Origin of the sequence: Sphaerotilus uruguayifluvii, from assembly GCF_013294065.1 — a bacterium.
Lineage (GTDB): Bacteria > Pseudomonadota > Gammaproteobacteria > Burkholderiales > Burkholderiaceae_C > Sphaerotilus > Sphaerotilus uruguayifluvii.
In genome coordinates this window covers 203,654-226,028 of the sequence record NZ_JABSNM010000001.1, presented here as the reverse complement: position 1 = coordinate 226,028, position 22,375 = coordinate 203,654, and the positions used below count along the sequence as shown (strand labels likewise).

Genomic DNA, 22,375 nt, shown 5'->3' with positions numbered 1-22,375 from the left:
CCGATTTCCCCCTCCGGGTTCCCGGACCCGCACCGGCCTCGCCCCTCCCATGCGCAGACTCCCGACCTCGCTTCCCCTGGCCACCGGCGTGCTGCTGCTGGCGACGCTGCTGCCGCCCGCAGGCGCGACGGCGGCCGCACCGGAGCCGCGCGGCACGGTCGCACCCTCGCGCGACGGCCAGCTCGTGGTCGACATCGACAGCGGCCTGGCCTGGGCGCGCTGCGTCGAGGGCATGCGCTGGAACGGCCGGCGCTGCACCGGCACGCCGCTGCGGGTGACGCAGTCGCAGGCCAACGACCTGGCCGCGGCCCGGCGCCAGGCCGACGGCCGGCCCTGGCGCGTGCCGCGCGCGATCGAGCTGCGCCGGGTGATGCAGCGCGGCGACGCGATGGACGGCGGGCTCGGGCGGCTCTTCCCGGACACGCCGCCGGACTGGCAGTGGACCGCCTCGGCCAGCATCGACGCCAGTCCGGTCAACGTCTACAGCTACGACAACGTGATGCGCGGCCGCACCACCGAAAGCGACGACCGGCTCGACGGCCTGCACGCCTGGGCGATCGACGCGCGCAGCGGCCGCGCCCGCCCGGACATGCCGCGCGACACGCCGCTGCCGGTGCGGCTGGTGCGCCCGCGCGACTGAACGCGACCGGGCGCGACCGGGACTGAAAGCGGAGCCGGAGTTTTGCCGGGGGACGCGGCGATGCCGTAGCATTTCCGCTTTGCGTCCGCGCTGCAGCAAACCGCCCGCCCCATGACCGCCTCCCTTCTCGTGCGTGGCTACGAAGTCGTCATCGGCTTCGAGACCCATGCCCAGCTCTCGACCCAGTCGAAGATCTTCTCCGGTGCCTCGACCCGTTTCGGCGCCGAGCCCAACACCCAGGCCTGCGCGGTCGATCTGGCGCTGCCCGGCGTGCTGCCGGTGATGAACCGCGGCGCGGTCGAGCGTGCGATCCAGTTCGGCCTGGCCGTCGGCGCGACCGTCGCGCCGATGTCGATCTTCGCCCGCAAGAACTACTTCTATCCGGATCTGCCCAAGGGCTACCAGATCAGCCAGTACGAGATTCCGGTCGTGCAGGGCGGCCACATCGACTTCCTGGTCGATGGCGTGAAGCACCGCATCAACCTGACGCGCGCCCACCTGGAGGAGGACGCCGGCAAGTCGCTGCACGAGGACTTCCACGGCATGAGCGGCATCGACCTGAACCGCGCAGGCACCCCGCTGCTGGAGATCGTCTCCGAGCCGGAGCTGCGCTCGTCGAAGCAGGCGGTCGAGTACGCCCGCGCGCTGCACACGCTGGTGGTGTGGCTGGGCCTGTGCGACGGCAACATGCAGGAAGGCTCGTTCCGCTGCGACGCCAACGTCTCGGTGCGCCGCCCCGGCCAGCCCTTCGGCACCCGGCGCGAGATCAAGAACCTCAACAGCTTCCGCTTCCTGCAGCAGGCGATCGATTTCGAGGTCAACTGGCAGATCGACCAGATCGAGGACGGCTTCGAGATCCAGCAGGCCACCGTGCTGTTCGACCCGGATACCGGCGAGACGCGCATGATGCGCACCAAGGAAGACGCGCACGACTACCGCTACTTCCCCGACCCGGACCTGCCGCCGCTGGTGATCGCGCCGGAATGGGTCGAGCGGGTGCGCGGCGAGATGCCCGAGCTGCCGGCCGCGCTGGCCGAGCGCCTGCAGGCCGAGCACGGCCTGCCAGCCTACGACGCCTCGATGATGACCGCCAGCCGCGCCACCGCCGACTACTTCCAGGCCGCGGTGGCCGCCTGCGGCGCACCGAAGCCGGTGGCCAACTGGATCATGGGCGAGATCAGCAAGCGCCTGAACGCGGACGGCGGCGACATCGCCTCCGCGCCGGTGGGCGCCGCGCTGCTGGGCGCGCTGATCCGCCGCATCCAGGACGGCACGATCTCGAACAACGCCGCCCGCCAGGTCTTCGACGCGCTGTGGAGCGGCGAGACCACGGACGTCGACGCCGTCATCGAGGCCAAGGGCCTGAAGCAGATGAGCGACACCGGCGAGCTCGAGGCCATCCTCGACGCGGTGCTGGCGGCCAACGCCAAGTCGGTCGAGGAATTCCGCGCCGGCAAGGACAAGGCCTTCAACGCGCTGGTCGGCCAGGCGATGAAGGCGACCAAGGGCAAGGCGAACCCGGCCCAGGTCAACGAGCTGCTGAAGAAGAAGCTGGCGGGCTGATCCGGCCGCGCCAGCGACACCCCGGCCTGCGCCGCGACCCGGCGCAGGTCTTTTTCATTCGTCCCACCAGGATCGAGAGACATGACGACATCCCGCAGGATCTGGCTGAACGCGCTGGCGCTGGCCGGCTTCGGTCTGGCCGCCGCCGGCCCGCTGCACGCCCAGGAGCGCGTGCGCATCGGCTTCATGAGCCCGCTGACCGGCCCGCAGGCCGCCAGCGGCATCGACAACCGCGACGGCGCACAGCTGGCGATCAAGGCGCTCAACGCGCGCGCGATCAAGGTCGGCGGCAAGCCGGTCCAGTTCGAGCTGGAGGTGCAGGACGACGGCGCCGATCCGCGCCAGGGCGTGCAGGTCGCGCAGGCGCTGGTCGACAAGGGCCTGAAGTTCGTGCTCGGGCCCTACAACTCCGGCGTGACGCTGCCAGCCTCGCGCGTCTTCGCCGACGCCGGCGTGCTGGTGCTGACGGTGGCCTCGAACCCGAAGGTCACGCAGCCGGCCCAGGCCAACCTCTTCCGCATCGGCGCGACCGACAACCAGCTCGGCGCCAAGATGGCGACCTACGCGGCGCAGGACCTGAAGGTCGCCACGATCGCGGTGATCGACGACCGCACCGCCTACGGCCAGGGCGTCGCGCAGGAGTTCATCGACCAGGCGCAGAAGCTCGGCATCAAGGTCGTCGCCCGGGAGTACACCAGCGACAAGGCGACCGACTTCAGCGCCATCCTGACCGGCGTGCGCGGCGCCAGGCCCGATGCGGTCTTCTACGGCGGCTACTCGGCGCAGGCCGGCCCGATGCTGCGCCAGATGCGCTCGCTGGGGCTGAAGGCGCCGCTGCTCGGCGGCGACGGGCTGTGCTCGTCGGAGACGGCCACGCTGGCGCAGATGAGCGCCGACCTGAACGTCTACTGCACGCAGGGCGGCGCGCTGATGGACCGCAGCGACCGGGGCCGCGCCTTCGTCGAGCGCTACCGCGCCGAGTACAGGCGCGATCCGCTGACCTACGCCGCCGCCTTCCATGACGGCGCCAACCTGCTGGCCGCGGCGATCGAGGCCACGCAGTCGCTGGACCCGAAGAAGCTCGCCGAGCACATCGCCCGAGGCAGCCATGCCGGCGTGGCCGGCGACTACGCCTACGACAGCCGCCACGACCTGCGCTCGTCGGCCGTGACCGTCTTCACCTTCAAGGGCAAGGACGTCGTCGCGCTGAAGAGCCTCTGATCAGCGCGCGGCGGTCGGCGCGGGCGACGGTGCAGCCAGGCTGCCCGGCGCCGCGCCGGCCCAGAGCTGGCGCAGCCGCGCCAGCTCCTGGTCGAGGATCTGGCTGATGCGCCGCATCTCGGCCTTGTGGTGCTGCATCACGTCCTTCTGGACCTGGGTGGCGGCCTCGTTCTGGTCGAACTTCTGGCGCAGCGCCGGCGGCATCTCGCGGCCCTTGTAGAACTCGCCCTCCTCGCGCAGCTGGCGACGCTCGCGCTCGAGCTCGTCCAGGCGCTTCTCGGAGGCGGCCAGCGCGTGGCGCAGCGGCTCGAGCGCCTCCTCGCGGGCCTGGCGGTGGCGCTCCTCGTCGGGGTAGCGGTTGAGCAGGTTGCGGTCGAGGCGCACCGCCTCGCGGCGCGCGTCCTCGGCCTGCTGGTCGCGGCGGCGGCGCACCTCGGCGGCCGAGCGCTCGTCGGCGGTCATCGACGGCGGCAGGATGCGCCGCACCGAGCCGTCGGCGCCGCGCACCTGCTGCTCGCGGTCCATGCACTCGGCGATCGGGCGATCGGCGGTCAGGCGCTGGCCGCGGGCATTGACGCAGGAATAGATGTCGGCCCGCGCCGGCAGCGCGACCGCGCCCAGCGCGGCGGCCAGCACCAGCCCGACGGGAACGCGAGCCGCCGCGCGGCTCACATCTGCACCCCGTAGCGGTCGCGGTAGGCCTGCACCGCCGGCAGGTTGCCGGCCAGGCGAGCGTCCTGCTGCGCGCGCAGGTAGGCCAGCAGGTCGGCCAGCGTGGCGATCGCCACCACCGACAGGCCCAGGTCGCGCTCGACGAACTGCACCGCCGAGTGCTCGGCATCGACGCCGTTCTCGCTGGCCTTCTCCTGGCGGTCCAGCGCGATGGTCACGCCGCAGGGCGTGGCGCCGGCGGCCTTGATCATCGCGATCGACTCGCGCACCGAGGTGCCGGCCGAGATCACGTCGTCGATGATCAGCACCCGGCCCTTGACCGGCGCGCCCACCAGCGTGCCGCCCTCGCCGTGGTCCTTGGCTTCCTTGCGGTTGTAGGCGTAGGGCACGTTGCGGCCCAGGCGCGCCAGCTCGATGGCCACCGCCGCCGCCAGCGTGATGCCCTTGTAGGCCGGGCCGAACAGCATGTCGAACTCCAGGCCCGAGTCGATCAGCCGGCGTGCATAGAATTCGGCCAGGCGGCCCAGCCGGGCGCCATCATCGAACAGGCCGGCGTTGAAGAAATAGGGCGACATCCGCCCCGCCTTGGTCTTGAACTCGCCGAAGCGCAGCACGCCGGCGTCGACTGCGAAAGCCACGAAATCCTGGGCGAGGGCATCGGTGCGGGGGAAGCTTGCGTCTGAGGTCGTCATCTCGGAAGGTCTTTGCACGTGCGTCTGGTCAGCCTCAATCTCAATGGCATCCGCTCAGCGGCCACCAAGGGCCTGCACGCGTGGGTCGAATCGGTACGCGCCGATTGTATGGGGGTGCAGGAGCTCAAGGCACAGGCTCCGGACCTGAGCCCGGCGCTGTCCGCCATCGACGGGATGCAGGGTTTCTTCCATCACGCGCAGAAAAAGGGCTATTCGGGGGTGGGTGTCTACAGTCGCGTCACGCCGAGCGACGTCATCGCCGGGCTCGGCGACGAGGAGTTCGACGCGGAAGGGCGCTACCTTGAAGCCCGTTACGACTCGCCACATCGGCGGCTGTCCATCATCAGCTGTTACTTCCCGAGCGGTTCATCCTCGGAGGAGCGCCAGCAGGCGAAATACCGCTTCCTGGCCCGCATCGCGCCGCACCTGCGCGCGCTGCGCCAGAGCGGGCGCGAGTTCGTGCTGATGGGCGACGTCAACATCGCGCACCGCGAGGCGGACCTGAAGAACTGGAAGGGCAACCTGAAGAACTCCGGCTTCCTGCCCGAGGAGCGCGCCTGGATGACGACGCTGCTGACACCGCTCGACGCGGGCGGCGGCGGCCTGGTCGACGTCTACCGCCACCTGCATCCCGACACCACCGACGCCTGCTACACCTGGTGGAGCAACCGCGGGCAGGCGCGGGCGAAGAACGTCGGCTGGCGCATCGACTACCACCTGGCCACGCCCGGCCTGGCCGGGACGGCGCGCGCCGCATCGATCTACAAGGACAGCTGGTTCAGCGACCACGCGCCGCTGACCATCGACTACGACACCGCGCTGGCGTGACCCTCCTCACGTCAAGTGAAAGATGGCCGTGGCCTGTCCACCTGATGGCCGATGCTGCCCCGACGGTACCTGCCTAGGCTGTGAAGGACGACGCAGGACGGATCGCCGCGATCCGCCCCCCGCCCCACCCCGTCACCGAAGGAGGACCGACACCATGACGACGACGACATCCCGCCGCACCGAGATCCGCAGGACCGCCCTGCTGCCGACGCTGCTGGTCCTGGCCGGCGCCGCGCTGGCCCCGCAGGCCCGCGCCGGCGAGGTCTACATGAATGCCGGCCTGCCCGGCATCGGCATCGGCTACGCCCACCCGCTCGACAGCAGCTTCACCGTGCGCGCCGACTTCATGACGATGGGCTCGCGCTCGAAGTCGACCACCGAGGAAGGCATCAACTACGAGGGCCGGTACAAGCTGCACCGCCTGGCGGTGCTGGCCGACTGGTTCCCGTTCCAGGGCAGCTTCCGCCTGACCGGCGGCCTGAGCTCGAACCAGTACAAGGTCAGCCTCGACGCCTCCGGCGCGAACGGCTCGCTGACCATCGGCGACCGCACCTACACCACCACCGCCGCCGACGGCCTGAACGTCGAGGTCAAGTTCCCGAGCGTGACGCCCTATCTGGGCATCGGCTGGGGCCACCAGAGCGCCTCGGGCTGGCGCTTCGGCGCCGACGTCGGTGCGCTGATCGGCCGCGCCAAGGTCAGCGCGACGGTGCGCGGCGCGCTGGCGAGCCAGCCCGACATCCAGGCCAACCTCGACAAGGAACTGGCCGAGCTGCGCGACGGCGCCGGCAAGGTTCGCGCGATCCCGCAGATCAGCTTCACCGTCGGCTACAGCTTCTGATCCCGGCCGGCAGCGCCGGCACGCCGATCCCGCAGGGCGCCCCTTCCGCAAGGAGGGGGCGCCTTCGTCTTCGTGCCGCCAGGATGGACGCGCCGCATCGTTGCTGCTTTCTTTCGGTTTGGTTACGCCCGCCCCAGGCTAAGGCACGCATCAGTACCCATCCCCCTGTTTTCACAAATAATCAGAAAGAGCGGAAAAATTACTTGACTTTTTCATATTGAACAGAGGGAGGGATCGGGTGCGTCACGCGGAAGAGCGCAAGGAGCTTCGGCGGACCTGCCCGCTGCCGGGGCGGCTGGACGGACTGGTGTCGCGGCTGCTGATCGGTCTGGCGCTGCTGCTGGCGCTGGTCGCGCCGGCCCGGGCCGCGGACCCGAGCGTGGCGCTGTTCTACGGCGAGCATCCGCCCTGGACCGAGCTGGCCGCCTTCGACTGGGTCGTGCTGGAGCCGGCCTACCACGGCGACATCGCCGCCCGGGTGCGCGCCGCGCCCCACACCCGCTTTCTCGCCTACGTCTCGGTCGGCGAGGTCAGCCGCCACAGCGCCCGCCACGACGAGGTGCCCGCGGCCTGGCGCATCAGCCGCAACCGCGACTGGAACAGCTCGGTGATCGACCAGCGCCCGGCCGACTGGCCCGCCTGGTTCGTCGAGCATGTCGCGCGGCCGCAGTGGCAGCTCGGCTACCGCGGCTTCTTCCTCGACACGATGGACTCCTACCAGCTCGCCGCGCGCACGCCCGAGGAGCGCGCCGAGCAGGAGGCCGGCCTGGTGCGCGTGGTGCAGGCGCTGCGCGCGGCCTTTCCCGACGCGAAGCTGGTGACGAACCGCGGCTTCGAGGTCCTGCCGCAGATCGCGCCGCTGGTGGACATGGTCGCGGCCGAGTCGCTGTACCGGGGCTGGAATCCGGCGACGCTGCGCTACCGCGCGGTCGCGCAGGCCGACCGCGACTGGCTGCTGGCACGCCTGGGCGAGGTGCGCGAGCGCCATCGCCTGCCGGTGCTGGCGATCGACTATGTCGCTCCGGGCGAGCGGGCGCTGGCCCGCGAGACGGCGCGGCGCATCCGCGCGCACGGCTTCATCCCGTGGATCGCCGCGCCGGAGCATGACGTGCTCGGCCTCGGCGCGATCGAGGTGCTGCCGCGGCGCGTGCTGGTGCTGCATGACGCGCCGGTGGCGCGCGACAGCGCCGAGCTGACCTACGCCGAGGCCTTCCGCTTCCTGGCGATGCCGCTGCAGCACCTCGGCCTGGTGCCGGTCTTCGTCAATCCGGACGAGCAGCCGCTGCCGGCGCTGCGCCGGCTCGGTCCGCTGGCCGGCGTGGTCACGCTGTTCAGCAACGACCGCTCGCGCCCGGCCACCGCGGCGCTGCTGCGCGAGGCCATCGGCGAGGGCCTGCATGTGGCGTCCTTCGGCTGGCCCGGCCTGGGCGAAGCCGGCGTGCTGGAGTCGGTGCTGGGGCTGCGCCGGCCGAACGGGGCCGCGCCGGCGGTGGCGCCGGTCACCTTCAGCCGCAAGGACCCGGCGATCGGCTTCGAGGCCATGCCGGTGGCCGGCCGGCTCGACTTCGTGCGGCTGGCCGCGCCGCCGGACTCCGAGGTGATGCTGCAGATGCGCGACGCCACCGGCGCGACGATGGACGCCATCGCGCTGACGCCCTGGGGCGGCTATGTCTGGCCGGGCCTGGGCCTGGCCGGGCTGGCGGCCGGGCGCGACGAGTTCCGCTGGACCCTCGATCCGATCGCCTTCCTGCGCCGCGCGCTGGCGCTGCCGGCGATGCCGGTGCCCGACACGACCACCGAGAGCGGCCGGCGCCTGCTGCTGGTGCACATCGACGGCGACGGCTTCCCGAACCGCAGCGACCTGCCCGGTGCGCCGCTGGCCAGCGAGGTGCTGCTGCGCGAGATCCTCGAGCGCTACCGCGTGCCGATCACGATGTCGGTGATCGAGGGCGAGGTCGCGCCGCACGGGCTCTACCCGAAGCTGGCGCCGCAGATGGAGGCGCTGGCGCGGCGCATGTTCGCGCTGCCGCATGTCGAGATCGCCTCGCACACCTTCTCGCACCCCTTCGAGTGGAGCGAGGTCGAGCGCGGCGCCTTCGGCAAGGGCTATGCGCTGGACATCCCCGGCTACCGCTTCGACGCCGAGCGCGAGATCGGCGGCTCGATCCGCTACATCGAGTCGCGGCTGGCGCCGCCGGGCAAGAAGGTGGTGCTGCTGCAGTGGAGCGGCAACACCAACCCGGGCGAGGCGACGCTGGCGGCGGTCGAGCGCGCCGGCGTGCTGTCGATCAACGGCGGCGAGACGATCGCCACGCGCGCGCAGCCGTCCTACACGCACGTCGCGCCGCTGGGCATCCGCAAGGGCGAGCACTACCAGGTCTACGCGCCGAACCAGAACGAGAACGTCTACACCAACCTGTTCACCGGGCCGCTGTACGGCCACGAGCGGGTGATCCAGACCTTCGAGCTGACCGAGCGGCCCTACCGGCTCAAGCCGGTCAACCTGTACTTCCACACCTACGCCGCCTCGCGCCGTGCCTCGCTGGAGGCGCTGCAGCGCGCCTGGCGCTGGGCGATGGCGCAGCCGCTGCACCCGGTCTTCACCTCGGACTGGGTCCGCAAGGCGCTCGACCACGAGGACATCGTCGTGGCGCGCGGCGACGGCGGCTTCCTGGTGCGCGGCACCCGCGCGCTGCGCGAGCTGCGCCTGCCGGCCGAGGCCGGCGTGCCGCAGGTCGGCGCCAGCCTCGGCGTGGCCGGCTGGAACGAGGCCGCCGCCGGCGAGCGCTATGTGCATGTCGCCGCCGACCAGGCCTGGATCGCGCTGGGCGAGCGCGCCGACGCCGCGACGTCCGTCGCCGAGGCCAATGCCCGCATCGACGCCTTCGAGCGCGACGGCACCACCACGCGGCTGCGGCTGAGCGGCCATGTGCCGCTGAGCCTGAGCCTTCGCCATCCGGCCGGCTGCAGCGTCAGCCTCGACGGCCGCCGCCTCGGGGCCGTGCGCGTCGCCGACGGCCTCCACCACTACGCCACTTCCCGCGATGGAACAGAGACGCTCACGATTGGTTGCCCCTGACGCCACCGGGCTGCGGGCGCGCATCCTGTCGACCGGCGGCCTGCTCGCGGTCGCGGGCATGGTCGTCGTCGCGCTGGTGCAGCTCTTCCCGCGCCAGGAGCTGATGGAGCGGCTGCGCGCCGAGCCGCGCAACGACGAGCTCAGCGTCAGCTACCTGGCCAACCTGCTGACCAGCGAGCCCGACAACGACGAGCTGCGCATGCTGCTGGCCGAGCGCCACTTCGCGCTGAAGCAGGCCGACCGCGCCGAGGCGGCGCTGGCGCCGATGCAGGGCCGGCTGATCGCCAGCACGGAGACGCGGCTGCGGCTGTCGCGGCTGAACTACCAGCTGCTGGAGCTGCGCGCCAACGCCGCGCCGCCGGGCAGCGACGCGGCGCGCCTGCTGCGGCTGCAGCAGGTCTCGGCGCTGCAGGACCGGCTGCTGCTGGAGTGGCCGACGCCGGACCTGCTCGACTGGGCGCGCAAGGCGGTCGCGCTGGAGCAGCTCGGGCTGGCGCAGCGCTTCCATGCACGCATCCGCTTCGACGCCGACGCCGACCGCCAGCCCTGGTTCGCCGAGGCGGTGCGCACCGCGATCTGGGCGCAGGACCACGCCGGCGCGGCGCAGCTGCATGCCCGCGCGATCGAGGTGGTGCCGCCGGAGCGCCGGCGCCAGCACCTGCGCGAGGCGCTGCGCATCCTGCAGTCGGGCAACCGGCTCGGCGAGGCGCTGGCGCTGGCCGAGCGCCACGACGCGCTGGTCGGCGACGACCGCGAGATGCTCGAGTACCTGACCCGGCTGGCGCTGGCGGCCGGTCGGCCCGACGAGGCCGAGCGCTATGCACGCCGGCTGCTGCGCATGGGCGCGCAGGCGCCGGGCTCGCCGGCCTGGCTGGCGGCGATCGGCCCCTGGGTCGAGGCGCTGCTGCCGGCGGCGCAGGCCGCGCCGGCGTCCCCCGCGTCCCCCGCCCCCTCGGCCTCGGCACCGGAGGGCGCGGCCGCGCCGCTGCTGCCGCCGGCCGGAGTCGGCGATCCGCGCCTGCCCTTCGACGACGAGGCCTACACCCTGGCCTGGCAGACCTTCCTGGCCAGCCGCCGGCTCGACGAGGCCTGGCGGGTGGCGGCCGCCGCGGTGCGCCAGCGCCCTCAGGACACGGTCTGGATGGAGCGCCTGGCCCAGGTCGGCGAATGGTCCGGCCGGGCGGCGCAGTCGCTGCCGCTGTGGCAGGAGCTGGCGCGGCTGGCCACGCTGAGCCGCGACGCGGCGCTGCAGCAGCGCGCGCTGGCCGGCGTGCAGCGCCTGGCCCCGGGCCTCAACGACGACGAGGCGCTGCTGGCGACCTGGCGCGAGGTGGCGCAGCTGCGCCGCCTCGGCGACGACGAGGTGCTCGGCCTGGTGGCGATGACCGAGCGGCTCGGCCGCCCCGAGGAAGGCCTCGTCTGGCTGCGCGAGGCGCAGCGCCGCCAGGCCTCGTCGCGGCTGCTGCAGGCCGAGGCCGACCTGGACGAGCGCATGGGCGAGATGCCGGCGGCGATCGACGCGCTGCGCCGCCTGGCCGCGCGCGACGGCATGACGCCGGCACGCTCGGCCCGGCTGGCGACGCTGCTGGCGCTGCGCGCCGATCCGCAGGCGGCCTTCGAGGCGATGCAGCCGCTGGCCGCGCGCGTGCCGCCCGACGACATCGCCTGGTGGCGGCTGATGGGCTCGCTGGCCTGGACGCTGCAGCGCGAGACCGAGGCGCGCCAGGCGCTGGCGATCGTGACCGCACGCGAGGACTTCGACGCGACCGAGGCCGACCGCCAGATCCAGCTGCTGCGCGAGAGCGATCCGGGGGCCGCGGCCGCCTTCGCCGAGCGCGCCTGGCGAAGGCTGAAGCTCGACGGCTACCTGCTGACCGCGCTGGACCTGCGCTGGGAGCGGCGCGACCTCGCCGGCATGGAGGCGCTGTTCGCGGCGGTCGACGGCGAGGCGCTGCAGCGGCTCGACCGCGAGTCCTATTTCTGGATGCTGCGCGCGCAGTGGCGCCAGGCCCGCGGCGAGCTGCTCGCGGCGGTGGCGGACATGCGCCGCGCGCTCGACGCCGCGCCCGACCATGTCGGCACCCGCACCGCCTTCCTGTTCCTGCTGGTCGAGTCCGGCGGCCGCGGCGAGCTGCAGCGCCTGCTCGGCACCTGGCTGGAGGAGGCGCAGGCCGACCCGGCCTACGACGCGGCCTACGCCGCCGGCTACGTCGAGCTCGACCTGCCGCGGCGCGCGCTGCCCTTCTGGCGCCGCCAGGCCCCGCTGCACCGCGACGACGCGCTGTGGAACGCCGCCTACGCCGACGTGCTCGACGCCGCCGGCCAGGGCGCGGCGGGCCAGGCGGTGCGCCACCATGCGCTGGAGCTGACGCGCCGGCAGCTGCGCGCGCTGGCGCTGCGCACCGACACGAAGGCGCCGGCCGAGCGCCAGGCGCTGAGGCTGCAGCGCGCGCGCCTGCTGCTGGCGACCTCGCAGGGCGACGGCGACCTGCGCGTGATCCGCGACCTGCTCGCGCCCGGCGGCCTGGTCGGCGACAGCAGCGATCCGCGCGTCGCCGCGGCCGCGCGCGATCTGGTGCTCGACTGGCTGATGGCCTCGGAGCGCCACGACGAGGCGCGGCTGTGGCTGTGGCGCCATCACGGCCGCACGGTGCTGACGCCGACCTGGATCTCGATGGCGATGGCGCTGCACGAGGGCGATCTCGACGAGGTCGGCCGGCTGCTCGAGCGCCCCGACGGCGCGCGGCTGCCGCCGGCGCTGCAGGCCGAGGCGCTGCAGGCGCTCGGCCATGACGGCCGCGCCCAGGCGCTGCGCGCGTCCTGGCTGGAGCTGCACGACGACGACGCGCTGCACGAGGCCCATGCCGAGGTCGCCTGGGCACGCTCGCGCCGCGTCGAGTTCGGTCTGGAGCACCGCCGCGACGGCCTGCGCGCCGACGTGCGCAGCCTCGGGCTGCAGCTGCCGCTGGGCGAGCGCAGCCGGCTGGCGCTGCAGGCGCGCCACGCCAGCCAGCACGGCGACGGCCTCGCGCTCGGGCAGGTCGCGGCGGTCGACCGCGAGATCGGCGCGACGCTGCAATGGCAGCCCGACCGCGCCATCGACACCGAGCTCTCGCTGGGCGCACGCTCGGCCGAGCGCGACTTCCCGACCGCGGCACTGACGCTGGCGCTGCGCCCGCTCGGCCGGCTGCAGCTGCGCGCCAGCGCGGTGCTGAACGCACGCGCCGACGACAGCACCGCGCTGGCGGCCGCCGGGCGGCGCAGCGGCGTGCAGCTCGAGGCCGACTGGCGGCTGTCGACCTTCAACCCGGTGCGGCTGGCGCTGCGCAGCGACCGGCTGTCGCTGCAGGACGGCACCGCGCTGGGCCGCGCGACCCGCCTGGACTGGCAGGTCGCGCAGGTGCTGCGCGGCGCCGCACCCGACCTGTCGCTGCGGCTGTTCGGCCAGTACGGCCGCTACCGCGCCGACGCCGGCCCGCTGCCGGGCTGGACCGCCGCGCTGACCGCCGACGCCAGCCTGCCCGGCAGCGGCTTCTTCGTGCCGGACGACTACGCGCTGCACGGCATCGGCCTGAGCGCCGGGCTGGGCGCGCGCGAGGGCTTCAGCCGCGCCTGGCGCCCCTTCGTCGACGCGGACCTGACGACGCACAGCCGGCTCGGCAGCGGCTGGAGCGCCGGCATCGGCGCGGCCGGACGGCTGTTCGGCGGCGACCGGCTGATGGTGCAGTGGAACGCGACCCGATCCGGCCCCGGCGGCGACTCGCGCGCGATCTCGGTGCGCTACCTGCTGCCGTTCTGACCTTCCAGCACCGCCTGCGCCGCCCGCCCTCCCACCCCGCACCGACCCGTGAAGCAACGAGAAACCAGGAACCTCACCATGACCAGGCAACCGCTCTCCGTCGTCCGATTCCTCCGCGTCCTGATGGCGCTGCTGCTGGCCGCGGTGGCGACCGGCTGCAGCGTGATGGACCGCAGCCGCAGCGCGGCACCCCTCGAGGCCGGCGCGCGCTGGGTCATCCTGCCGATGGCCAACCACACCGAGACGCCGCAGGCCGGCCTGCGCGCCGAGGTCATTCTCGAGTCGCTGCTGCGCCAGCGCGGCGTGCAGGCGCTGGCGCGCCCGCCCGCCGGCGCCGGGGCCGACCTGATGGGCGACCTGCCCGACCGCCGCCTGCAGGCCGACTCGCAGCGCTGGGCCGCCGAGCAGGGCATCCGCTACGCGCTGACCGGCGCGGTCGACGAGTGGCGCTACAAGGTCGGCGTCGACGGCGAGCCGGCGGTCGGCGTCGTGCTGCAGGTGATCGACCTGCAGTCGGGCGATGTCGTCTGGACCGCCACCGGCGCGCGCTCGGGCTGGAGCCGCGAGGCGCTGTCGGCGGTCGCGCAGAAGCTCATGCGCGACCTCCTCGGCGACCTGACGCTGCGCTGAGCCGGGAGCCGACGCCATGCTGGCCTCCCGCCTGAGTGCCGACGCGACCGCGCAGGACGGCCTGCACGCGCTGGTGTCGAGCCGCACCCGCCCGGCCTGGATCGCGCTCGAGGTGGTCGTGATGACCGTCGGCGTGATCGCGCTGGGCCACGCGGTCGCGCCGCGCGATCCGCTGCTGGTCCAGGCCGCGATCCCGTGGAGCTGGTTCGCGCCGATCCTGGTGGCGCTGCGCTACGGCGTGCTCGCCGGTCTGGCCTCGATGCTGATCGAGCTGCTGGCCTGGCGGCTGCTGCAGGGCGGCTCGCCCGAGGCGGTCTTCCCGTCGCTGCACTTTCTCGGCGGCCTGCTGCTGACGATGACCTGCGGCGAGTTCAGCGGCCTGTGGCGCTCGCGCATCCGCCGCCTGGCGCAGGCCAACGCCTACCTGGAGGACCGCATCGAGCGCGTGACCAAGCGGCTGTTCATGGTGCAGCGCTCGCACGACGTGCTCGAGCAGGACCTGCTGCTGCAGCCCTCGACGCTGCGCCAGGCGCTGGGCGACATGCGCCGGCGCTCGCTCGCCGGCGAGCTCTCCGGCCCGGGGGCGGCGCGAGCCTTCCTGGACTTCCTGGGCGTGCACGGCCAGATCGAGAGCGCGCAGGTGCTCGCGCTGGGTCCGTCCGGCCAGGCCGACGGCCCGGTGCTGGCCCATGTCGGCCAGATCGTGCCGGTGCATCCGGACGATCCGCTGGTGCGCCATGCGCTGGCGAACCAGCGCCTGGCGCACCTGCAGTCGGACCTGCCGGCGCACGAGGCCGCCACCGACCACCTGGTGGCCGCGCCGCTGACGCTCGGCCAGGGCGAGCACGCGCTGCTGGTGGTCAGCCGCATGCCCTTCCTGGCGCTGCACGACGAGGCGCTGGAGCTGATGGCGGTGCTGTGCTCGGCCTTCTCGGACGCGGCGCTGGTCGGCGCCGAGGTGCCCGAGCTGCTGCGCCACCTGCCCGACTGCCCGGTCGAGTTCGCCGAGGAATGCAGCCGGCTCGACCGCATCGCGCGCGACTTCCGCATTCCCAGCCAGATCGTCGTGCTGAACTTCGACGATCCGGCCCGCGCGGCGACGCAGCGGCGCTGGGCCGAGCGGCGCGCGCGCACGCCCGACGTGATCTGGCCGGGCAGCCTGGCGGGCGGACGCGAGCGCCTGGTCACGCTGATGCCGCTGGTCGGCCGCGCCGCGGTCGACGGCTACCTGCGCAGCGTCGCGCTGTGGCTGGCGCAGCGCCAGGGCCTGGGCGAGGCCGAGCAGGAGCAGGCCGACCTGGCCTCGATGGGCATCCGCGCCGAGACGGTCACGCTGGGCGACGCGCCGCTGGCGCGCACGCTGGGCACGCTGCTGGGCAGCACCGGAGCACGGCCATGAGCGCGCCGGCGATCGCCGCCGCGATCGCGCTCGAGTCGGCCGCGGTCTGGCGGCTGGCGCTGTCGGGCTCGTCCACCGGCGCGCTGCTGGTCTTCCTGGCGCTGCACGCCGCGGCCAGCGCGCTGCTGGCGCTGATGCTGCTGCCGCTGCTGCCGGCGCGGCTGCGCACGCCGCGCACCGCGGTGCTGGCGCTGCTGTCCGCGCTGGCCTTCTTCATGCCGGGGCTCGGGGCGATCGCGCTGCTGCTGGCGGTGCTGGCGATGCGGCTGGCGCCGGTGCAGGTGCCGGTCGAGACCTTCCGGCTGGCGGCGCCGCCGCAGTTCGAGCTGTCGATTCCCGAGCCGGCGCGGCGCTTTCGCGGCCTGAGCGTGCGCCAGCTGCTGATCGACGTCAACGCCACCGCGGTGCTGCGCAGCCGCGCGCTCAACGCCATCGCCGCCAAGCCGGCGCGCATCGCCGGCGACCTGCTGCGCCGGCTGCTGCGCGATCCGGTCGAGGACCTGCGCCTGGTCGCCTACGGCCTGCTCGACCGCCAGGAAAAGGCGCTGCGCGCGCGCATCGAGACGCAGTCGCGCCACCTCGCCACGCTCGAGGCCAGCCCGCTGGGCCGCATCACGCTGCCCGGCCGCATCGAGCCGATCGACCTGGACGCCACCCGCGGCGAGCTGCACCGCCAGCTCGCCGAGCTCAACCACGAGCTGGTCTACCAGTCGCTGGTGCAGGGCGACGTGCGCGAGCACACGCTGGCCCAGGCCGCGTACCACGTCGAGGCCGCGCTGGCGGCCGATCCGCACGACGCGGGCCTGCGCCACCTGCGCGCGCGCATCCGCCTCGAGCAGGGCGACGGCCCGGCCTCGCGCGAGGACCTGCTCGAGGCCGCCGAGCTCGGCCTGCCGGCGCAGCGGGTGCGCCCCTACCTGGCCGAGATGGCCTTCTCGCGGCGCGACTGGCAGGCGGTGCGCGAGGAGATGCGCCGCATCGATCCGGCCAGCGTCACGCCGCGCATGGCGGCGCTGGTGCGCTACTGGCATGCTCCTTCGTCCGCCGCCAGTCCTGCGGGAGATCCGACTTGACCGAAACGACCGCACCGTCCGCACCGGCCCTGCCGCGTGCCGAGTCGGCCGACATCGCGCTGCTGCTCGAGGGCACCTACCCCTACGTCGCCGGCGGCGTCTCCAGCTGGATCCACCAGATCGTCTCCGGCTTCCCGGAGCTGCGCTTCGCGGTGATCTTCCTGGGCTCGCGCCGCCAGGACTACGGCCCGGTGCGCTACACGCTGCCGCCCAACCTGGTCCATGTCGAGGCCCACTACCTGTTCGAGGACGAGGAAGGCTGGCGCCCGCCGCAGCGCACGGTGCGCACCGACCCGCAGGCCTTCGCCGCGGTGCGCCGGCTGCACGAGCACTGGCGCGATCCGGAGTCCGATCCGGACAGCGCGCAGGCGCTGTTCGGCGCCGTCGTCGACCGCTTCGGCGACACGCTCGGCCAGGCGCACTTCCTGCGCGGCGACCAGGCCTGGCAGCACATCTGCGAGCAGTACGAGGCGCACTGCACCGACCCGTCCTTCGTCGACTACTTCTGGACGGTGCGCACGATGCACGCACCGCTGTGGCGGCTGCGCCAGATCGCCGAGTCGATGATCCCGGTGCGCGCCTTCCACAGCGCCTCGACCGGCTACGCCGGGCTGCTCGGCGCGATGTGCAAGCGGCGCTGGCAGCGCTCGCTGGTGCTGTCCGAGCACGGCATCTACACCAAGGAGCGCAGCATCGACCTGTTCTCGGCGCGCTGGATCTCCGACAACCGCTCGGTGCTGCAGCGCGACCTGACCGAGCTGGGCTACTTCCGCGAGCTGTGGATCCGCTTCTTCCAGGGCATCGGCCGCGCCTGCTACGACGCCAGCGACCAGATCATCGCGCTGTACGAGGCCAACCGGCAGCGCCAGATCGCCGACGGCGCGATGGCCGCACGCACCTCGACCATCCCGAACGGCATCTCGCTGGAGCGCTTCGAGCCGCTGCGCGCGCTGCGCCCGGCCGATCCGCCGCCGGTGCTGTGCCTGATCGGGCGCGTGGTGCCGATCAAGGACGTCAAGACCTTCATCCGCGCGATGCGCAGCGTGGTCAACCGCCTGCCCGAGGCCGAGGGCTGGATCGCCGGCCCCGAGGACGAGGATCCCGGCTACGCCGAGGAGTGCCGCCAGCTCGCCGCCAGCCTCGGCCTGCAGGACCGCGTGCGCTTCCTGGGCTTCCGCCGCCTGGACGAGCTGCTGCCGCAGGTCGGGCTGGTGGTGCTGTCGTCGATCAGCGAGGCGCTGCCGCTGGTGCTGCTGGAGGGCTTCGCCGCCGGCGTGCCCGCGGTCACCACCGATGTCGGCTCGTGCCGCCAGCTCGTCGAGGGCGGCCTCGACGACGAGGACCGCGCCACCGGCCTGGCCGGACGGGTCGTCGGCCTGGCCGATCCGGTCGCGCTGGCCGACGCCGCGGTCGAGCTGCTGTGCGACCGCGAGGCCTGGGAGCGCGCCAGCGCCGCCGGCGCGGCGCGCACCCGCCGCCACTACTCGCTCGAACTCATGCTCGGTCGCTACCGGGCGGTCTACGAAAGGGCCCTGACATGGCAGGCATCGGCTTCGAGCTGAGAAAGCTGCTGCAGCGCGACAGCTACGCCGGCCTGCTCAAGGCCTACGCCTATGCCGGCGTGATCAGCTCCGGTCCGTGGGTGCTGTCGATCGTCGGCATCCTGCTCGTCGGCATGATCGCCGCCGGCTCGGCGGCCGACCGCGAGGTCACCCGCTTCCAGGTCATGGTGACCTGGCTGATCCTGTGCTCGCTGGTGCTGACCGGACCGATCCAGCTCTCCTTCACCCGCTGGGTCGCCGATCGGCTGTTCGAGCGCCGCCGCGACCTGATCGTGCCGAACTTTCTCGGCGCGCTGCTGCTGGTGCTGGCGGGCTGCGGCACGCTGGGGCTGCTGGCCGCGGCGCTGCTCTTTCCCGGCCAGGGCAACCTGCTGCGGGTGCTGATCGGCAGCGGGCTGGCGGTGCTGGGCGGCATCTGGCTGACGACGATCTTCCTGTCGGGCATGAAGCAGTACGGGGCGATCGTGCTGCTGTTCCTGCTCGGCTACGGCGTGACGGTGCTGGCCTCGCTGGGGCTGCGCCGCTTCGGCCTGGAGGGCCTGCTCGGCGGCTTCGTGCTGGGCCAGTTCGTGCTGCTGGCGGGCATGCTGATGATGGTGCTGCGCACGCTGCCGACCGAGCGCATGATCGCGTTCGCCTTCCTGCGCCGCGGCGCGATGTACGGCACGCTGGTCTGGGTCGGCGTGCTCTACAACCTCGGCGTCTGGGCCGACAAGCTGGTGTTCTGGCTCTCGCCGGAGGTCAGCCAGCCCATCATCGGCCCGCTGCGCGCCTCGATCATCTACGACCTGCCGGCCTTCCTGGCCTACCTGGCGATCATTCCCGGCATGGCGGTGTTCCTGGTGCGCATCGAGACCGACTTCGTCGAGTACTACGAGCGCTTCTTCGACGCGGTGCGCGAGGGCGGCTCGCTCGACCAGATCCGCCACCTGCGCGACGAGATGGTCTTCACGATCCGCCAGGGCCTGTACGAGATCCTGAAGATCCAGGGCATCACCACGGTGCTGGTGATGGTGCTGGCCCCGCGGGTGCTCGACTGGATCGGCATCTCGCACCTGTACCTGCCGCTGCTCTACCTCGATGTCGTCGCCGCCAGCCTGCAGGTGGTGCTGCTGGGCCTGCTCAACATCTTCTTCTACCTCGACCGGCGCCGTGTCGTGCTCGGGCTGACCGTGCTGCTGCTGGCGCTCAACACCGGGCTGTCGTGGCTGACGCTGCAGCTCGGTGCGGCCTACTACGGCTACGGCGTCGCGCTGGCGATGATGATCACCGTCTTCGTCGCGATGCTGGCGCTGGAGTCGCGGCTGCACCGGCTCGAGTACGAGACCTTCATGCTGCAGTAGCGGCACGGCGCGACAGCCGCAGCAGCCGCAGGCGCAGCGGCTCGAGCAGCCGCGCCGCCTCGTCGACGCGCTCCTCGCGCGCCAGCGTGCTGATGCGGCGCGCCAGCCGCTCCAGCGCCTGCGCCGAGCAGTTGGCGGCCGCGCCGGCGAGCTGATGCGCCAGCCGGTCGATGCGCGCGGCGTCGCGCTGCGCCACGGCCCGCTCGAGCTCGTCGACGCACGACAGGCTGTCCTCGACCAGCATCGTCACCAGCTCGCCCAGCAGCAGCGCATCGCCGCCGACCCGCTCGAGCAGCGCGGCCCGGTCCAGGTCGACCCAGGCCGGATCGTCGCCGCCGGCCGGATCGGCCCCGGCCGTCGTGGCCGTCGCGTCCGGCGGGTCGCCCGCGTCCACGCCCGCAGCCTCCGGCTCGGCGAACGAGCGCTCCAGCCGCAGCCGGACATGGAAGATGCTGCCGTGCCCGGGCTGGCTGTCGACGGCGATGCTGCCGCCCATCAGCGTGGACAGCCGCGCGCAGATCGCCAGGCCCAGGCCGGTGCCGCCGTGGCGGCGCGTCGCCGGGTCGTCGGCCTGCGAGAAGGCCTCGAAGATGCGCCGCTGCTGCTCGGGCGCGATGCCGATGCCGGTGTCGCGCACCGACAGGTGCAGCTCGTGCACCGTCGCGGTCGCCGGATCGCTGCCCTGCGGCAGGCTCTCGACGCGGACCTCGACCTCGCCGCGCTCGGTGAACTTGACCGCGTTGCCGATCAGGTTGTCGACGATCTGGCCGATGCGGGTCGCATCGCCGAGCAGCACCGCCGGCACGCGGTCGTCGACCTGCAGCGCCAGCCGCAGCCCGCGCCCGGCCGCGGTCGCCCGGTGCGCCTCCAGCCCGCGGGCCAGCAGCGCGCGCGGATCGAAGGGCGCGACCTCGAACTGCAGCTCGGCCGATTCGATGCGCGAGTAGTCGAAGACGTCGCTGATGACCATGCGCAGCGCCTCGGCCGACTCGCGCAGCAGCAGCAGGTGCTCGCGCTGCTCGGCGCCGATGCCGGCCTGCGTGCCCGCGTCGAGCAGCAGTTCGCTCATGCCGAGAATGCCGTTGAGCGGCGTGCGGATCTCGTGGCTCATGACGGTCAGGAAGCGCGTCTTGGCCTCGGAGGCGGCCGCGGCGCGGCAGGCCTCGGCGGTGCGCTCCTCCACCAGCTGGTTCATCATCTGCATCGCCTGCTCGACGGTGCAGTCGCGGCTGCGGATCTGGTCGACCATGGACTGGAAGGCCGCGATGGTGCGGCCGATCTCGTCATGGCCCGGCTCGGGCAGCCGCGCCTGCTCGATGCGGCCCTCGGCGACCGCGGTGGCGGCCACCGAGAGCTCGTCGAGCGGCTGGCTGATGCGCCGCGCCAGCGGCTGCGCCAGCCGGTTCAGCACCAGCCCGGCCAGCGTGGCCGCCAGCGCCATCGCCCCGCTCTGCACCAGCAGGCTCTCGAGCAGGTCGTGCTGGTCGATCTGCACCGTCACGCTGCCGACGCGCTCGCGCAATGCGTCGACCACCGGCACGCTGCGCACCAGCCGGCCGCTGAGCAGCTGGCCCTCGCGGCTCCACAGCGCCGGCGTCGGCGCGCTGCCCCAGGACGCCAGCGGCTCGGTGTGGCCGGCCTCGAAGACCCAGACGCCGCCGACCCGTGGCTGCGACTCGGCGATCGACAGCAGCCGCGAGATCGCGGCCGCGTCGCCGCTCGACAGCGGCTCGGCGAGCATGCGCGCCAGCGTCGACGTCAGCTCGTCGACCTCGCTCTCGGCATGGCGCAGCGCGAAGTGCCAGCCCACCAGCAGCATCGCCAGCACCGACAGCATCAGCGTCAGCCCGGTGCACAGGCTGATCAGCCAGCCGAGCTGGTGGCGCAGCGACAGCCGGCTGGCCCGCCCGACCCACTTGCGCCCGAGCCGATCGATCGGGCCGGCGCTCATGCCGCGGCGACCGGCGCGGGCGGCGGCTCGACGCACTCGTCCTGGTGGCGGTCGTGGATCGCGGTGACCTCGTCCCACGCCGACAGCAGCGCCTCGACGCAGTCCGGGTCGAAATGGCTGCCGGCGTTGTCGATCAGGAAGGTGCGCGCCTCATCGAGCGGCCAGGCCTTCTTGTACGGCCGCTTCGAGGTCAGCGCATCGAAGACGTCGGCCACCGCGACGACGCGCCCGACCAGCGGGATCGACTCGCCGCGCAGGCCCTGCGGATAGCCGCTGCCGTCGAACTTCTCGTGGTGGCTGTGCGCGATGACCGCGGCCATGCGCAGCAGCGGCGAGGGACTGTCGCGCAGGATCTGGTAGCCGATGGCGGCATGCTCGCGCATGATCGCCATCTCCCGGTCGTCGAGCCGGCCGGGTTTCAGCAGGATGTGGTCGGGCGTGCCGACCTTGCCGATGTCGTGCATCGGCGCGGCGCGGTGCAGCATCTCCAGCATCGCCTCCGGCAGGCCGAGCTGGCGCGCGATCAGCCGCGAATACAGCGCCATGCGCACCAGATGCAGGCCGGTCTCGGGATCGCGGTATTCGGCCGCGCGCGACAGCCGCAGGATGGTGTCGTACTCGCGCTCGGCGATCAGGCGGGTGGCGCGCTCGACCTCCTCGGCCAGCGTCGCGGCCCGCTCGGCCAGCGCCTTCTGGCTGCGCCGCAGCGCCAGCATGTTGCGCGCCCGCGCCATGAACTCGGGCCGGTCCACCGGCTTGGTCAGGAAGTCGCTGGCCCCGCGCGCCAGCGCGTCGTAGCGCACCTGCGCCTCGTGGCTGGCGGTGATCATCAGGATCGGCACGTCGGCCTTGCCCGGATGCAGGCGCAGCTGCTCGAGGAAGGACAGGCCGTCGATCACCGGCATCATGTAGTCGAGCAGCAGCAGGTCGAAGTCGTTCGTCAGGCACCACTGCAGCGCCGGCACCGGATCGGTGAAGTCGACGCTGGGCACGTCCGAGAGCTGGCGTGCCAGCGCCTTCAGCAGCGCGACGTTGACCCGGTTGTCATCGACGATGACGATCTGCATGCTTCCTCCGGCGGA

General features: G+C 73.0%; 16 protein-coding genes. 12 read left to right on the top strand and 4 right to left on the bottom strand.

Translation table 11 applies throughout. The features are described 5' to 3' along the window. The first annotated feature begins 49 nt into the window (after positions 1 to 49). The 3 genes from HNQ01_RS00990 to HNQ01_RS00980 all read left to right on the top strand — a co-directional run bounded on the left by HNQ01_RS00990 (position 50) and on the right by HNQ01_RS00980 (position 3,424). Complete coding sequence (locus tag HNQ01_RS00990) at positions 50 to 640, top strand: Lcl domain-containing protein (RefSeq protein WP_173803446.1); 591 nt, start codon at positions 50 to 52, stop codon at positions 638 to 640. 111 nt (positions 641 to 751) lie between these two features. Next, positions 752 to 2,203, top strand: a complete 1,452-nt coding sequence (gatB, locus tag HNQ01_RS00985; RefSeq protein WP_173803445.1) for an Asp-tRNA(Asn)/Glu-tRNA(Gln) amidotransferase subunit GatB — start codon at positions 752 to 754, stop codon at positions 2,201 to 2,203. Positions 2,204 to 2,284: 81 nt separating this feature from the next. After that, positions 2,285 to 3,424: a branched-chain amino acid ABC transporter substrate-binding protein gene (locus tag HNQ01_RS00980; RefSeq protein WP_173803444.1), complete on the top strand. Its 1,140-nt coding sequence runs from the start codon at positions 2,285 to 2,287 to the stop codon at positions 3,422 to 3,424. On the opposite strand, the gene HNQ01_RS00975 is transcribed toward HNQ01_RS00980, so the two are convergent. Together HNQ01_RS00975 and pyrE are read right to left on the bottom strand one after the other, a co-directional pair. Beyond that, positions 3,425 to 4,096 (bottom strand): hypothetical protein, encoded by a 672-nt coding sequence (locus tag HNQ01_RS00975; protein ID WP_173803443.1) that lies wholly within the window; start codon positions 4,094 to 4,096, stop codon positions 3,425 to 3,427. After that, positions 4,093 to 4,788 carry an orotate phosphoribosyltransferase gene (gene pyrE, locus HNQ01_RS00970; protein ID WP_173803442.1) on the bottom strand — a complete coding sequence of 232 codons (696 nt, stop codon included), beginning with the start codon at positions 4,786 to 4,788 and terminating at the stop codon, positions 4,093 to 4,095. Before pyrE ends, HNQ01_RS00975 begins: the two co-directional genes overlap by 4 nt. An 18-nt stretch (positions 4,789 to 4,806) precedes the next feature. Here pyrE and HNQ01_RS00965 point away from each other — a divergent pair, with 18 nt between their 5' ends. The 9 genes from HNQ01_RS00965 (at position 4,807) to pelG (ending at position 19,342) form a co-directional block, all read left to right on the top strand. Then, complete coding sequence (locus HNQ01_RS00965) at positions 4,807 to 5,616, top strand: exodeoxyribonuclease III (RefSeq protein ID WP_173803441.1); 810 nt, start codon at positions 4,807 to 4,809, stop codon at positions 5,614 to 5,616. A gap of 154 nt (positions 5,617 to 5,770) precedes the next feature. Beyond that, positions 5,771 to 6,457 (top strand): hypothetical protein, encoded by a 687-nt coding sequence (locus HNQ01_RS00960; protein WP_286180385.1) that lies wholly within the window; start codon positions 5,771 to 5,773, stop codon positions 6,455 to 6,457. Positions 6,458 to 6,695: 238 nt separating this feature from the next. Further along, the gene (locus HNQ01_RS00955) at positions 6,696 to 9,536 is read left to right on the top strand and encodes a bifunctional glycoside hydrolase/polysaccharide deacetylase family protein (protein ID WP_173803440.1); all 2,841 of its coding nucleotides are present in this window, start codon (positions 6,696 to 6,698) and stop codon (positions 9,534 to 9,536) included. Then, complete coding sequence (locus HNQ01_RS00950) at positions 9,502 to 13,335, top strand: tetratricopeptide repeat protein (RefSeq protein WP_173803439.1); 3,834 nt, start codon at positions 9,502 to 9,504, stop codon at positions 13,333 to 13,335. The genes HNQ01_RS00955 and HNQ01_RS00950 overlap by 35 nt, the downstream gene beginning before the upstream one ends. Before the next feature lie 78 nt (positions 13,336 to 13,413). Beyond that, complete coding sequence (locus tag HNQ01_RS00945) at positions 13,414 to 13,965, top strand: penicillin-binding protein activator LpoB (RefSeq protein ID WP_173803438.1); 552 nt, start codon at positions 13,414 to 13,416, stop codon at positions 13,963 to 13,965. A 16-nt stretch (positions 13,966 to 13,981) separates the two neighbouring features. After that, positions 13,982 to 15,364, top strand: a complete 1,383-nt coding sequence (locus HNQ01_RS00940; protein ID WP_173803437.1) for a PelD GGDEF domain-containing protein — start codon at positions 13,982 to 13,984, stop codon at positions 15,362 to 15,364. Next, on the top strand, positions 15,361 to 16,437 hold the full coding sequence (locus HNQ01_RS00935; protein WP_173803436.1) for a hypothetical protein: 1,077 nt from the start codon (positions 15,361 to 15,363) through the stop codon (positions 16,435 to 16,437). The genes HNQ01_RS00940 and HNQ01_RS00935 overlap by 4 nt, the downstream gene beginning before the upstream one ends. After that, the gene (pelF, locus tag HNQ01_RS00930; protein ID WP_217427354.1) at positions 16,434 to 17,999 is read left to right on the top strand and encodes a GT4 family glycosyltransferase PelF; all 1,566 of its coding nucleotides are present in this window, start codon (positions 16,434 to 16,436) and stop codon (positions 17,997 to 17,999) included. Before HNQ01_RS00935 ends, pelF begins: the two co-directional genes overlap by 4 nt. Continuing rightward, the gene (gene pelG / locus HNQ01_RS00925) at positions 17,975 to 19,342 is read left to right on the top strand and encodes an exopolysaccharide Pel transporter PelG (protein ID WP_173803435.1); all 1,368 of its coding nucleotides are present in this window, start codon (positions 17,975 to 17,977) and stop codon (positions 19,340 to 19,342) included. The genes pelF and pelG overlap by 25 nt, the downstream gene beginning before the upstream one ends. On the opposite strand, the gene HNQ01_RS00920 is transcribed toward pelG, so the two are convergent. Next, positions 19,329 to 21,293, bottom strand: coding sequence for an ATP-binding protein (locus HNQ01_RS00920; RefSeq protein ID WP_173803434.1), 1,965 nt, complete (start codon positions 21,291 to 21,293; stop codon positions 19,329 to 19,331). The two genes, pelG and HNQ01_RS00920, sit on opposite strands and share 14 nt — an antisense overlap. After that, the gene (locus tag HNQ01_RS00915; RefSeq protein ID WP_173803433.1) at positions 21,290 to 22,360 is read right to left on the bottom strand and encodes an HD domain-containing phosphohydrolase; all 1,071 of its coding nucleotides are present in this window, start codon (positions 22,358 to 22,360) and stop codon (positions 21,290 to 21,292) included. Before HNQ01_RS00915 ends, HNQ01_RS00920 begins: the two co-directional genes overlap by 4 nt. Positions 22,361 to 22,375 lie beyond the last annotated feature (15 nt).